Source organism: Ruegeria sp. AL12, assembly GCF_056540885.1.
On sequence record NZ_JBQFXN010000003.1, the window covers coordinates 39,060 to 51,253 of the forward strand.

Annotated in this window: 14 protein-coding genes; 2 read left to right on the top strand and 12 right to left on the bottom strand. The window is 59.2% G+C overall.

All coding sequences use genetic code 11. The features are described from left to right. Position 1: 1 nt before the first annotated feature. The 9 genes from ACR0C6_RS11070 to ACR0C6_RS11110 all read right to left on the bottom strand — a co-directional run bounded on the left by ACR0C6_RS11070 (position 2) and on the right by ACR0C6_RS11110 (position 8,192). Positions 2 to 289, bottom strand: a complete 288-nt coding sequence (locus ACR0C6_RS11070) for an ArsR/SmtB family transcription factor (RefSeq protein ID WP_171229702.1) — start codon at positions 287 to 289, stop codon at positions 2 to 4. A 112-nt stretch (positions 290 to 401) separates the two neighbouring features. Further along, positions 402 to 1,634: a mandelate racemase/muconate lactonizing enzyme family protein gene (locus ACR0C6_RS11075; protein WP_480619303.1), complete on the bottom strand. Its 1,233-nt coding sequence runs from the start codon at positions 1,632 to 1,634 to the stop codon at positions 402 to 404. A gap of 19 nt (positions 1,635 to 1,653) precedes the next feature. Then, positions 1,654 to 2,748 (bottom strand): Zn-dependent alcohol dehydrogenase, encoded by a 1,095-nt coding sequence (locus tag ACR0C6_RS11080; protein ID WP_480619305.1) that lies wholly within the window; start codon positions 2,746 to 2,748, stop codon positions 1,654 to 1,656. A gap of 82 nt (positions 2,749 to 2,830) precedes the next feature. Next, complete coding sequence (locus ACR0C6_RS11085) at positions 2,831 to 4,030, bottom strand: TCR/Tet family MFS transporter (RefSeq protein WP_480619307.1); 1,200 nt, start codon at positions 4,028 to 4,030, stop codon at positions 2,831 to 2,833. Between the two features lie 100 nt (positions 4,031 to 4,130). Next, positions 4,131 to 4,844 (bottom strand): alpha/beta fold hydrolase, encoded by a 714-nt coding sequence (locus tag ACR0C6_RS11090; RefSeq protein WP_480619308.1) that lies wholly within the window; start codon positions 4,842 to 4,844, stop codon positions 4,131 to 4,133. A 12-nt stretch (positions 4,845 to 4,856) separates the two neighbouring features. Then, positions 4,857 to 5,645, bottom strand: a complete 789-nt coding sequence (gene pcaD, locus ACR0C6_RS11095; RefSeq protein ID WP_480619529.1) for a 3-oxoadipate enol-lactonase — start codon at positions 5,643 to 5,645, stop codon at positions 4,857 to 4,859. A 59-nt stretch (positions 5,646 to 5,704) separates the two neighbouring features. Beyond that, positions 5,705 to 6,679 carry a threonine ammonia-lyase gene (locus tag ACR0C6_RS11100; protein WP_480619310.1) on the bottom strand — a complete coding sequence of 325 codons (975 nt, stop codon included), beginning with the start codon at positions 6,677 to 6,679 and terminating at the stop codon, positions 5,705 to 5,707. Then, a complete protein-coding gene (locus ACR0C6_RS11105) occupies positions 6,676 to 7,506 on the bottom strand; it encodes an alpha/beta fold hydrolase (RefSeq protein WP_480619311.1) in 831 nt (276 codons plus the stop codon). Before ACR0C6_RS11105 ends, ACR0C6_RS11100 begins: the two co-directional genes overlap by 4 nt. Further along, positions 7,506 to 8,192, bottom strand: a complete 687-nt coding sequence (locus tag ACR0C6_RS11110) for a haloacid dehalogenase type II (protein ID WP_480619313.1) — start codon at positions 8,190 to 8,192, stop codon at positions 7,506 to 7,508. The genes ACR0C6_RS11105 and ACR0C6_RS11110 overlap by 1 nt, the downstream gene beginning before the upstream one ends. Before the next feature lie 126 nt (positions 8,193 to 8,318). On the opposite strand from ACR0C6_RS11110, the gene ACR0C6_RS11115 reads away from it, so the two are divergent. Then, a complete protein-coding gene (locus ACR0C6_RS11115; RefSeq protein WP_171330048.1) occupies positions 8,319 to 8,747 on the top strand; it encodes an FKBP-type peptidyl-prolyl cis-trans isomerase in 429 nt (142 codons plus the stop codon). Between the two features lie 271 nt (positions 8,748 to 9,018). Here ACR0C6_RS11115 and ACR0C6_RS11120 read toward each other — a convergent pair whose 3' ends face one another. Genes ACR0C6_RS11120 through fabA form a run of 3 tightly spaced genes read right to left on the bottom strand, consistent with a single transcriptional unit; the run spans position 9,019 to position 11,586 of the window. Next, on the bottom strand, positions 9,019 to 9,810 hold the full coding sequence (locus ACR0C6_RS11120; RefSeq protein WP_171170948.1) for an enoyl-ACP reductase FabI: 792 nt from the start codon (positions 9,808 to 9,810) through the stop codon (positions 9,019 to 9,021). A 5-nt stretch (positions 9,811 to 9,815) separates the two neighbouring features. Continuing rightward, positions 9,816 to 11,045, bottom strand: a complete 1,230-nt coding sequence (gene fabB / locus ACR0C6_RS11125) for a beta-ketoacyl-ACP synthase I (protein ID WP_480619315.1) — start codon at positions 11,043 to 11,045, stop codon at positions 9,816 to 9,818. A 31-nt stretch (positions 11,046 to 11,076) separates the two neighbouring features. Continuing rightward, positions 11,077 to 11,586: a bifunctional 3-hydroxydecanoyl-ACP dehydratase/trans-2-decenoyl-ACP isomerase gene (fabA, locus tag ACR0C6_RS11130; RefSeq protein ID WP_152457158.1), complete on the bottom strand. Its 510-nt coding sequence runs from the start codon at positions 11,584 to 11,586 to the stop codon at positions 11,077 to 11,079. A 186-nt stretch (positions 11,587 to 11,772) separates the two neighbouring features. On the opposite strand from fabA, the gene irrA reads away from it, so the two are divergent. Then, entirely contained in the window at positions 11,773 to 12,189 is a 417-nt protein-coding gene (gene irrA, locus ACR0C6_RS11135) for an iron response transcriptional regulator IrrA (protein ID WP_170344907.1), read from the top strand. The last annotated feature ends 5 nt before the right edge of the window (positions 12,190 to 12,194 follow it).

Sequence of the window (12,194 nt, forward strand, 5' to 3'; positions counted from 1 at the left end):
ATCAGCAGTCCGTGTTGCAGAACAAATCATAAAGCAGACTGATCACTTTTTCCGTGGCGCCGTCGCGCAATGAATAATAGATCGTTTTGCCTTCCCGACGCGTCGAGACCAACTCTTCCTCGCGCAGGCGCGCAAGCATTTGGCTGACTGCGGCCTGCCGCAGCTGAAGCAGCTCTTCAAGTTGGCCAACGGATTTTTCACCACCACCAAGATGGCACAAGATCATCAGGCGCCCCTCATGCGCCAGTGTTTTAAGAAATGCTGCCGCGCGTGCAGCATTGTCTTTCATGTCTGGCAGAGCGTCTGTTGGGTGTGCCTGAGGTTCGGTTTCGTTGAGTGCCACTTTCTGACCGTCATATCGCGTTTCGTGATGCCAATATGCATCAAGGCCATTGATATTGTCACCCCTCGGTTGCCGGGGCGCCCCCTTGAAAAGCGTTGCCTTCAACGTAATCGCATGGGTCTTCCTGCATTTGCAGATGCAAACCGTCTCCGTCATATGGGTGCGCGCGGGCCAGGTCTTCATCGACATCGATCCCAAGGCCCGGAGCATCCGGGGCGGCGACAAAGCCATTCTCGACCCGGATCGAGCCCTTGATCAGTTGATCGTGGAACTGTGTTTCGATGGTTTCCAGAAGCAGCAGGTTGGGAATGGACGCCGCCAGATGAATATTGGCGGCCCATTCCACCGGGCCGGCATACAGGTGCGGAGCCATCTGCGCGTTGAAGACCTCGGCTATGGCAGCGACTTTCTTCATCTCCCAGATTCCGCCTGCGCGTCCCAGGGCCGGTTGCAGGATTTCGGCGGCTCCGGCGCGCAGGACGGCTCCGAATTCGGCCTTTGTGGTCATCCGTTCTCCGGTTGCAACCGGAATGCGTACATTGCGCGCGACGAGGGCCATGTCTTCGATATTGTCCGGCGGCGTAGGTTCTTCGAACCACAGGGGTTGGTATGGTTCCAACGCCTGCCCCAGCCGAATTGCACCGGCTGTGTTGAACTGGCCATGGGTGCCGAACAGCAGATCGGCCCTGTCCCCCACGGCCTCGCGGATCGCCTTGCAGAAGGCGACGGACATGGAAATGTCGCGCATCGCGGGCATGTGCCCGCCGCGGATGGTATAGGGGCCTGCGGGGTCGAATTTCACGGCGGTGTAGCCACGGCTTACCATTTCCGCCGCCGTTTCACCGGCCTGTTCGGCAGAGGTCCAGAAATCGTTCAGGTTGTGCTGGGGCAGGGGGTAAAGGTAAGTATAGGCCCGGATCCGGTCATTCATCCTGCCGCCCAGCAGCGCATGCACCGGCCTGTCGCGATCTTTGCCCAGAATGTCCCAGCAGGCGACTTCCAACCCCGAGAATGCGCCCATCACCGTCAGGTCCGGGCGCTGCGTAAAGCCGCTGGAATAGGCGCGGCGGAACATGAGTTCAATGTTTTCGGGGTTTTCTCCCAACATATGCCGGTCGAACACGTCCTGAATGACATGACGCATCGCTTCGGGGCCTACGGACGAGGCATAACATTCACCCCATCCCGTGATGCCGGTATCGGTCGTCACTTTGACAAGTATCCAGTATCGCCCTCCCCAGCCAGGTGCGGGCGGGGCGGTGACGATGACGTCTAGATCCTGAAGTTTCATCCCAAATCCTTTCGGTGGGTCAGGTCCTGTCGAACAGGATCACATTTCGCTTGGCCGATCCGGTTTTGGTGTCGGCGATGGCCTCGTTGATCTGATCCAGAGACCAGCGGCCCGAGATCAGCTCGTCCAGTTTCAACCGCCCCTGTTTATACAGGTCCACCATCCAGGGTATGTCGCGCTGAATGACCACGTCGCCCATTTTCGACCCGACGACACCCTGGCCCAGGGCTGCCAATACAACAGGTTCATAGCTGGCCATGTCACCGGAATGTGGCATCCCGATCATGATCGCCTTGCCGCCGCGCCCAAGATAACGCGGAGCCTGATCATAAGCGGGAACCGCGCCGACAGTGATCAGAACGGCATCGGCACCGCGCCCCCCCAGCGCCCTGTATGCGGCTTTCCAAGGTTGATCCAAGCTGGCCAGGACGCCGTGGGTTGCGCCGAACTCTTTGGCGATCTCAAGCTTTTCTTCGGTCATGTCCACGGCCACGATCCGCCGGGCGCCTGCAATCCGCGCGCCTTGAATTGCGTTCAGGCCGACACCGCCTGCCCCAATGACCACCACGTCCTGGCCGGGGCGCACGCCTGCCGCATTCACCGCAGCGCCGACCCCGGTGATCACACCGCAGGACAGCAGGCTGGCCAGTTCCTTGGGCAGGCCATCCGGGATTTTGACGATCTGGCGGTGGCTTACCACGACCTTTTCGGCAAAGGCCGCGCATGCCATCGCTTGTTCAAGCGGGCCGCCATCGCCTGTTTTCAATGGACCTTTGACAGTGTCGTAGGGTGTTTCGCAAATTGTCGGTTGCCCGCCTGCGCAGGCAGGGCAAGACCCGCAGGCGCGGATCAGGGTCACCACCACAGGGTCGCCGACCTTGAAATCCCCGGCCGCCTCTCCGACTGCTGTGATCACGCCTGCGGCTTCGTGCCCATAAACGGCTGGCAGGAACCCTCCCCATGCGCCTTCGGCATAGGAAATGTCCGAATGGCAGATGGCCACGGCATCCAGTGTCACCTCGACCTCGCCCGTGCCAGGGGGGGCCAGATGAACGTCTTCGATCACCAGTGGCTCGCCAAATGCCCGGCAGACTGCGGCTTTGATTTTTTGCATGTTGTCCCTCACTCCCGTTGGGTTCACGGTGGCGCGGGAAAAGGCGGCTCGCAAGGCAGAAACCGCCATTTGCGTGTCGTTGTTACGCTACGACAGGCCGGGACCGCCTAAACAGAAGGAACCCTGCCAGCATCAACAAAAGTGCCAGCAGAAAAGGGGCGCCGGGCAGGTAGAGCGGGGTGTCAGGTCGAATGAACTGCGCGAATACGCTGGTCATCACCAACGGTGAGATCACCATCGAAAGCGCATGCAACGCAGTCAGGACACCCTGCAATTCGCCTTGCTGCGAATCTGGTGTGGCCCGTGACATCATCGCCTGAAGGGCGGGTGTGATGACCGCCCCAATGGCCGTAATCGGAATGAGAAGCAGTGCGATCAGGCCGTTGGTCAGAAAGGCCAGAATGGCGAAGCTCATGATTTCAAAGATCATGCCATAGATGATTGTTGCCCGCTCGCCCAAAAGCCGGATGGCCGGGCGGATCAGACCGCCTTGCACGACGGCCATGCCGATACCATAGACTCCAAGCGACAGGCCGATCATCTGCGCGGACCAACCGAAGCGCTCGGTCGTGAAATAGGACCAGATGGCCGGATAGACGTAGATTGAAACCGAATACAGGAAATAGACCCACAGCATCGGCTGGATGCCGGGCAATGATGCTATGGCGCGAAGCGAGTTCACCGGGTTCGCGCGCCGCAGGTTGAAGGCACGCCTGTTTTCATCGGTCACCGTTTCGGGCATCACGAAACATCCGATGCAGAAGGTCAGCGCCGCCAAACCCGCAGCAGCCCAGAATGGTGCACGGGTTCCAAATTCGCTTAGCAATCCGCCGATCACCGGACCCAGAACGAACCCCACGCCAAATGCCGCGCCCAGAAGGCCGAAATTTGCGGCCTTGTCTTTTGGGGCGGACACATCGGCCATGAAAGCCGCCGCTGTCGAATGGGTGGCCGCCGTGATGCCGCCGACGATACGTCCGACCAGCAAAAGCCAGATGCTGCCCGCCATGGCCATGACGACGTAGTCCAGCGCCATGACGAACAAGGACACCAGCAATACCGTTCTGCGCCCGTAAGCATCGGAAAGGTTTCCCAGAATGGGGCCGAAGATGAATTGCATCGCGGCAAAGGCTGTGCTCAGCACACCGCCCCAGATCGCGGCATTGGCCAGGGTGCCGCCCTGAACCTCGACAATCAGTTGCGGCATGATCGGCATCACAAGACCAATGCCCATAGCATCGATCATGACGATGCCGAGGATGAAGAAAAACGGCAGACGCATGGGACCTGAACAAATGAGTTGTGAGCGGCACCCTAGTCATGCCCGACGAATGAGGAAAGAGACAGTTCCGCCGGACACCCAATGTCGTTGCGGCAGGTTGCTAGAGTTTGCCCGCTAGTTCGGACAGAAGCTCAGCCAATTCCTGCGGATGTGAAAAAAACGGCGAATGCGAGCTGTCGATTGTACGTCGAAGGTTTTCGGGGACGCAGGCGCTCATGTCTGCCTGGTACTCGGTCGGTATCGTGTGGTCGTCGGTTGTTCGGACATAGGCCTTGGGAGCTTTGGCAAAGCGTGGACCGACAGGCAGCGGTGTTTCTTGTGGCAGGATGGCTTGCGGACACAGGCGCGCGTATGCGTATGGCAGGACGTCGTCCGGGCAATCGTGATAAAACAGCTGTGGGATCGCATCCACGGACACGGTATAGGAAAGCCCGTCCGCAGATTTTTCCACTGCGTGCGCAATGGTTTGCCGTGGCCCGCGCCTGCGCATTTCCGCCATCGAAAGACCATCCCGAGGGACATAGGCACACAGGTAAATCAAGGCGCGCATTGCATCCGGGTGCGCCTCGGCTGCGGCGCTGATCGGAAAGCCGGCCCAGGAATGGCCGACGACGATCGTATCGGGTGTACAGGCGTTCAAAATGGCATCGCGGCAACTGTCCAGCGTGACGTCGGCCACCGGCGTGGGGTCTGCACCATGGCTGGGCATGTCGATGGCGCGGGCGGAATGGCCCAGGGCTTCCAAAGCGGGGATCAGGTCGCGCCAGCACCAGGCGCCGTGACACGAGCCATGGACCAACAGGAAGGACGCCATTGTCATTCTCCTTCAGACATGTCCTATCTCGGTCAGAAATCCGGTCAGGATCTCTGCGTATTCCGCGGGTTTCTCAACGCAAGGCAAATGTCCTGCGCGGCGCATCAGCCGAAATCGGGATCCGGGAACAAGATCAATCGTTTCCCGCACCAGATCGGGCGGGGTCGATCCGTCTTCGCTGCCCGCAATCCCAAGCGTGGGCAGGCGCAGGCCGCTTGTGGGGGTATAAAAGTCGGTACCGGCAATGGCGGCACAGCAGCCCAGATACCCTTCGACTGGTTGGCTGACCATCATATTGCGCCAAGGCAGGTGGTCTTGCGCGCGGCGGTATTCGCGCGAGAACCAGCGCTCCATCGTGGCATCGGCCAGAGCCTCGATCCCGCCCTTTCGCACCGCCTGAATACGCTCTTGCCAGATCGAAGGCGTGGCGATCTTGGCAGCGGTGTTCGACAGCACCAGCGCACGAATCTGGTCCATGCGTTTGACCGCCAGCCCCTGCGCGATCATCCCGCCAATCGAGAGGCCGACAAAGACGCAATCGCGAACCTGAAGGTGATCCAGCAGCGCCTCGGCATCCCGCACCAAAGCGCCCATCGAATAAGGTGCAGGCGGCACCGAGGATTGCCCGTGCCCACGTTTGTCATACCGGATGATGCGCAGCCCGTCGGGCATGTATGGCAGCACCGCGTCCCAAAGATGCAGATCGGTTCCCAGGGAATTGGCAAACACAATGGGTGCACCGTCCGTGGGGCCGTCGATGCGATAGTTCAGTTTCACGTCGCCCAGATCAGCGATCATCATGACAAAGGTCCTTGTCGTCATGCGGTCCTGATGCAATTTGCACAGCTTTCGCACCCATGTCAGGTCAGGAATTCCAACGCCTTAGCAAAAATTCCCGGATCGACATTCCCGCCCGATGTGACGACGATCACGTCGTCGCCTTCGATCTCGTCGCCCCGGAAAAGGGCCGCGGCCAGGGCTACGGCGCCGCCGGGTTCCAACACGATTTTGAGGCGCAGAAAGGCATATGCCATCGCCTGCAATGCCTCGTCTTCGGTGACAGAGAGTCCGGGGCCGCAAAGACGATGAAGGATCGGAAAGGTGATATCGCCGGGCTGCGGTGTCAGGATCGCATCGCATATGTTACCCGACGCCGCATTGTTGTGTTGAATGCGACCTGACGCCAAGGATCGTTTGACGTCGTCGAACCCTTCCGGCTCGCAGGGGCGCGCCCGCAAATTCGGCGCGTTTTTCTCCAGCGCCAGCGCAATGCCCGAGGTCAAACCTCCGCCGCCGCAACAGATCAGAACATCCGCCTGCGAAACCCCAATTTCCGCTGCCTGCCAGGCGATTTCCAGCCCGGTTGTACCTTGCCCCGCGATGACCTGCGGTTCGTCATAGGGGCGGATCAGGGTCAGACCACGTTCGGCAGCGATGGCCTCGCCTATTTCCTCCCGTTTTTCATTCGCACGATCGTACAAAACGACTTCGCCGCCCAGCGCGCGGGTGTTGTCGATCTTGAGTTGCGGCGCGTCCGACGGCATGACAATGACCGAGGCAATCCCGTGCTTCGCGGCGGCCATCGCAACGCCTTGCGCATGGTTGCCTGATGAATATGCGATCACACCACGCTGGCGTATGCCCTCATCCAGCGCCGAAATGGCCGACCACGCGCCGCGAAACTTGAAACTGCCTGTATGTTGCAGGCATTCCGGTTTGACCCAAATCCGGCGGCCCGCAAGCGTGTCGAGAAAGGGCGACGACAGGATCGGCGTTTCGCGAACGTGTCCTTTCAGCCGTTCTGCGGCGGCTTCGATCATCTCAAATGTGCTCATGCGGCGTTCTTCAATACCTTCTGTATCAGGTCCAGTGATTGGGGTTCGTTCAGGAGCGGAACGTGCCCGCGATCCGGTACCTCGACCGAGATCAGGCCCGGGTGTCGGTGCCGCATCTCGGCCAGAGTGTCCGCGCCCAGAACATCGGAATTCGCGCCCCGGATCACACCGGTGGGAATGTCGCGCAAGGCTTCGAAGAACACCCATAGATCAGGGGCTGCCCCGCTTGCAGCTTGTTCAAGAAGCGCTTTGCGCAAGGCTGGATCATATCGCAGCTTCAGCCCATCCTTGCGCATTTCATACTGAAATTCTGCCTGCTTGCGCCAGGTCTCCAGTGGAACACCGGGAAATTGCGGCTCCATTACGTGTTTCAATGCGGCGGCGGCTTCATCATAGGTTTTGGCCGTGGGCTGCGCCCCCACGTAGGCCATGATCTTGGCGATACCCGACGGCTCGATTACCGGCCCCACGTCATTCAGAATTACGGCGGCCAGACGTTCAGGGTGGCTTGCGGCCAGCGCCATGGCGATCAGCCCGCCGCGCGATGTGCCCAGAATGGCTGCTTTCTCGATCCCCAGATGATCGAGCAGCTCAATCGCGTCATGGGATTCGCGGAAGATATTGTAGTTCATGAAATCGGGGTCGTATTCCGAACGCCCGCGCCCCCTGTAATCCATGGCGATCATGCGCAGGCCCGTTGCATGTGGCGCAAAAAACGAAAAGTCGCGGCTGTTTCGGGTCAGACCGGCCAGACACAAAAGCGGCGTGCCGGTGCCGGCCTCTTCGAAATAGATGCGCCTGCCGTCCGTTGTCATGAATTCTGACATCAGAGACCGGCCAGCTTGGGAATCGAGGTCAGATCGGACAGCACATGTGCAGGTGTCCAGGGTAGGCGATCCATGGGTTCACCAATCCGATTGACCCATGCGGTCACAAAACCGTAACCGCTTGCCCCGGCAGCGTCCCAGCCGTTCGAACTGACGAACAAGACCTCATCGCGTGCGCAGCCAAACCTGTCTTGCACCAGATCATAGACACGGGCGTGGGGTTTGAAGATGCCGATGCTTTCGACCGACAGAACATCATCCAATACATCGCCGATTCCGGCGGACTTTACGGCTCCGTCCAGCATGGGGGGCGACCCGTTGGACAGGATCGCCGTTTGCAGCCCACCATCCTTGAGGGCTTTCAGCATGGCCGGAACTTCGGGATAGGCCTGCAATTCCCAATAGAGATCAAGCAGACGTTGGCGCAGTTCCGGGTTGCCTTGCAGGCCTGCGGCCTCCAGAGCCCAATCCAGCCCGTCCTGGGTGACGTCCCAGAAATCCGCATGTGCATCCGCCACGGCGCGCAGCCATGTGTATTGCAGTTGTTTCAGGCGCCAATGCCCCGCAACGGTGGTCCATTTGTCTTTCAGGGCTTCGAAACCCGGCTCGTCTGCCGCCTGTCGGGCAGCCGCGGCGACATCGAACAATGTTCCGTAGGCGTCGAACACACAGGTCGTGATCGCCATATGATCCTCCTTTGATTGCGCGCAGGTTGGCACATCGGCGCAGGGGGTGAAAGAGCCGAGGGTTTACAACATTGTGTCAACCTATAGGGTTGGCCGCTTAACCCCTTGGAACGGCCGGAGGCCACGATGACCGAAATCAAACAAGGCGACACGGTTCGCATCCACTACACCGGGACGTTGCTGGACGGCAAAGTCTTTGACAGCTCGGACGGGCGGGATCCGTTGGAATTCGTGGTCGGGTCGGGCCAGATCATCCCCGGTCTGGACCGTGCCATGCCGGGCCTGTCCACCGGGGACAAGACGCGGGTCGAGATTGCCTGCACCGACGCCTACGGCCCGATCAACCCGGCGATGCGTCAGGAAATTCCCCGTGAAGGCATTCCAGACGACATCCCCCTGGATCCCGGGACACAGTTGCAGATGCAAACGCCAGAAGGTCAGGCCGTGCCTGTAACGGTTGTGGATTCAAACGAAGCCACTGTTACCCTGGATGCAAATCATCCGCTGGCAGGGCAGGATCTGGTTTTCGAGATCGAAGTCGTTTCAGTCAACTGAGACATGGATCGGGCCGGGTGTCCGGCCCGGATCTCACCCTATCAGAGTGTGAATCGCGGCCCGCACCTGTGGCTGCGTAAAGAAGACAAATACCAGCAGCAGCGAAGTCAACGTAAGCAATAGCACCCTGGCCCGTTGGCTGAGAAAGCCGGGCTTTCGCCTGCTTTGCGTCACGCGTGCATTATTTGCAATGATTTGGTCAAGTTTGCTCATATCGATTACCTGCCGCTTAATGATGGTAAAATCTGGGCAGCGGCAGGGAAAGATATGGTCACATGGATTCGGGTTGAGGCATGCCCAGAACGTGGAAACCACCGTCAACGCGGATGATCTCACCCGTCGTGCAGGCACCGGCATCTGACGTCAGGTACACAGCCGTTCCGCCGACAGCTTCAAGTGTGGCGTTAGAGCGCATCGGTGCATTCTGATCGCAGAATTTGTAGGTCTTGCGTGCGCCGCCGATGGCTGCACCGGCAAGGGTTCTCATCGGCCCCGGGGAAATCGCATTCACGCGGATGCCATCGGGGCCAAGATCGTTGGCCAGATAGCGCGTTGCCGATTCCAGCGCAGCCTTTGCGACACCCATCACGTTGTAGTTGGGCACAACCCGGTTGGAACCCTGATAAGTCAGGGTCAGCAGGGAACCGCCATTGTCTTTCATCAACGGATAGGCGCGGCGCGCGACCTCGATGAAGGAATAGGCCGAAACATCCATCGAATGCTTGAAATTCGCCCGTGTGGTATTCAGGAACCGACCTGTCAACTCGGACTTATCCGAATAGGCGATAGCATGGACCAGGAAATCTATGGTGGGCCAACGTTCGGCCAGCTCGCCAAAAGCGCGATCCAGCGACTCGTCGTCGGTGACATCCGCATCGACCATGAAATCGCTGCCCAGGCTCTGAGCCAACGGCTCCAGCCGTTTTCCGAATGCCTCGCCCTGATAGGTGAATGCCAGTTCGGCGCCAGCCTCGTGCATGGCCTTGGCAATGCCCCACGCAATCGAGCGGTCATTGGCCACGCCCATGATCAGGCCGCGTTTACCTTTGAGGAGATCCGACATTACTTTCACCCGTTATACTTTGAAAGAACCATGGACCCGTTTGTGCCGCCAAAGCCGAAGCTGTTGGTCATGACACTGTCCAGTCCTGCGTTTTCAACCACTTGAGTTGCAATTTCACCGGGCTGAATGCCTTCGGCAAGCGTGTCGACATTGATCGATGGTGTAATGAAATCATTTTCCAGCATCAGCAGGCAGAAAATAGTTTCAAGCGCGCCCGCCGCGCCCTGAGCGTGGCCTGTCATCGACTTGGTCGAGGAGATGGGGGGTACGTTGCCTTCGCCAAAGATGCGGCGCACCGCCTCTACCTCTCCCACATCGCCGACGGGGGTCGAGGTGCCGTGGGCATTGATATAGCCGACCTTGCGCCCCTCGGGCAGGGTACTCAGAGCAAGTCTCATCGCGCGCTCGCCGCCCTCACCTGAAGGGGCCACCATGTCGTGGCCGTCTGAAGTTGCGGCATAACCCGTAACTTCAGCATAAATCTTGGCGCCGCGGGCCAGCGCGTGGTCCAGCTCTTCCAAAACAACGATTCCACCGCCGCCCGAAATCACGAAACCATCGCGGTTTTCGTCGAACGCGCGCGAGGCTTTATCGGGTGTGTCATTATATTTCGACGACATCGCGCCCATTGCATCGAACAGGCAGGAAAGCGTCCAGTCCAGTTCTTCACCGCCGCCGGCGAACATGACGTCCTGCTTGCCAAGCATGATCTGTTCGGCCGCGTTGCCGATGCAATGCAGCGAGGTCGAGCAGGCCGACGTGATCGAATAGTTGATGCCCTTGATCTTGAACGCGGTCGCCAGATTGGCCGAGATCGTCGAGCACATGCATTTCGGCACGGCAAACGGCCCGATGCGCTTGGTCGCGCCCGTCTTCAGAACAGTCTGATGCGCCGTCAGCATCGCGCTGGTCGATGGTCCGCCAGAGCCCGCAACCAGCCCAGTGCGCGGATTGATGATCTGGTCTTCGGTCAGACCAGAATCGGCAATCGCCTGGCTCATGGCGATATGTGCATAGGCCGCCCCTGGACCCATGAAGCGCAATGTGCGCTTGTCCACATGCTGGGCCACGTCGATCTTGAGCGTTCCCGCGATCTGGCTGCGAAAACCATGTTCCGCCATCTGTTCGCTGGCCACGATCCCGGATTTACCTGCTTTGAGCGAGGTCAGAACCTCTTCGGCATTGTTCCCGATCGAGGACACAACCCCCAGACCGGTGACGACTACTCGACGCATGTGCGCACTCCTTGTTTCAGACCGTTCGGGCTCAGGCCTCGGATAGAACGACCTTCATGTCCTTGACATCATAAATCATCTCGCCATCGGCTTCGACAATGCCATCCGCCACACCCATTGTCAGGCGGCGCGTTTGAATCGCTTTTTTGAAATCGATTTTATACGTCAGCATCTTGCGGTCCGGGCGCACCATGCCGGTTAGCTTTACTTCGCCGACGCCAACGGCCATGCCGCGCCCCTGCCATCCACGCCAGCCAAGGTTGAAACCGGTCAGTTGCCAAAGCCCGTCCAGCCCCAGACAGCCCGGCATGATCGGGTTGCCCGGAAAGTGGCACTCAAAAAACCAAAGGTCGGGTGTGATGTCGAATTCGGCCAGCACATGGCCCTTGCCGTGCAGACCACCATCGGCAGAGATGTCGGTGATCCGGTCCATCATCAGCATCGGTGGGGCGGGCAATTGTGCGTTGCCGGGGCCAAATAACTCACCGCGAGCGCATTTCAGCAGATCATCTTTGTCAAAACTGCTAGGGAACTGGGCCATTCTGCCACCTTTCCTGCCGGGGGTCTGTCTTTACATCTGGCTTCGTCTAACACCCGTTTGCAAGGTCCTGCAAGAGCGGCGCGCCACATCATGTTGTGTTGGTTCTTATCTTGCGAATGAATTTCATTTGTAATTGCCGGTGATGCGCCCCTATATATAAAGGCAGCAATAACGGGTATCGGATCAATGACACCTCAGAGCCGCGAAATCGCAACAGGTTGGCTGGTGAATGCGGGCTTGCGACCGACGCGTCAGCGCGTGGCGCTGGCCGAGCTTCTGGTGGGCGACGGCCGCCATCGCCATGTCACCGCAGAAAGCCTTTTTGAATCGGCAAAGGCGAACGGGGATGCGGTGTCTCTGGCAACGGTCTACAACACTCTGCGCGCTTTTTGCGATGCCGGTGTGCTGCAAGAAATCACAGTGGACGGATCGAAAAGCTATTTCGACACGAACACGCATGATCACCCCCATTTTTATTGGGAAGACGACGCAAGGCTAAGTGATGCGCCGTCGGATCAGCTGGTCATTCAGCGCCTTCCCGAGGCGCCGGAAGGTGTCGAAATCGCGTCTGTCGATGTCGTCATTCGCTTGCGCAAGAAGTAAAAGAC

Bases quoted from the DNA above. Each gene is read 5' to 3' on its own strand.
- ACR0C6_RS11070 (WP_171229702.1), bottom strand. From the start codon at position 289: ATGAAAGACAATGCTGCACGCGCGGCAGCATTTCTTAAAACACTGGCG.
- ACR0C6_RS11075 (WP_480619303.1), bottom strand. From the start codon at position 1,634: ATGAAACTTCAGGATCTAGACGTCATCGTCACCGCCCCGCCCGCACCT.
- ACR0C6_RS11080 (WP_480619305.1), bottom strand. From the start codon at position 2,748: ATGCAAAAAATCAAAGCCGCAGTCTGCCGGGCATTTGGCGAGCCACTG.
- ACR0C6_RS11085 (WP_480619307.1), bottom strand. From the start codon at position 4,030: ATGCGTCTGCCGTTTTTCTTCATCCTCGGCATCGTCATGATCGATGCT.
- ACR0C6_RS11090 (WP_480619308.1), bottom strand. From the start codon at position 4,844: ATGGCGTCCTTCCTGTTGGTCCATGGCTCGTGTCACGGCGCCTGGTGC.
- pcaD (WP_480619529.1), bottom strand. From the start codon at position 5,645: ATGATGATCGCTGATCTGGGCGACGTGAAACTGAACTATCGCATCGAC.
- ACR0C6_RS11100 (WP_480619310.1), bottom strand. From the start codon at position 6,679: ATGAGCACATTTGAGATGATCGAAGCCGCCGCAGAACGGCTGAAAGGA.
- ACR0C6_RS11105 (WP_480619311.1), bottom strand. From the start codon at position 7,506: ATGTCAGAATTCATGACAACGGACGGCAGGCGCATCTATTTCGAAGAG.
- ACR0C6_RS11110 (WP_480619313.1), bottom strand. From the start codon at position 8,192: ATGGCGATCACGACCTGTGTGTTCGACGCCTACGGAACATTGTTCGAT.
- ACR0C6_RS11115 (WP_171330048.1), top strand. From the start codon at position 8,319: ATGACCGAAATCAAACAAGGCGACACGGTTCGCATCCACTACACCGGG.
- ACR0C6_RS11120 (WP_171170948.1), bottom strand. From the start codon at position 9,810: ATGTCGGATCTCCTCAAAGGTAAACGCGGCCTGATCATGGGCGTGGCC.
- fabB (WP_480619315.1), bottom strand. From the start codon at position 11,045: ATGCGTCGAGTAGTCGTCACCGGTCTGGGGGTTGTGTCCTCGATCGGG.
- fabA (WP_152457158.1), bottom strand. From the start codon at position 11,586: ATGGCCCAGTTCCCTAGCAGTTTTGACAAAGATGATCTGCTGAAATGC.
- irrA (WP_170344907.1), top strand. From the start codon at position 11,773: ATGACACCTCAGAGCCGCGAAATCGCAACAGGTTGGCTGGTGAATGCG.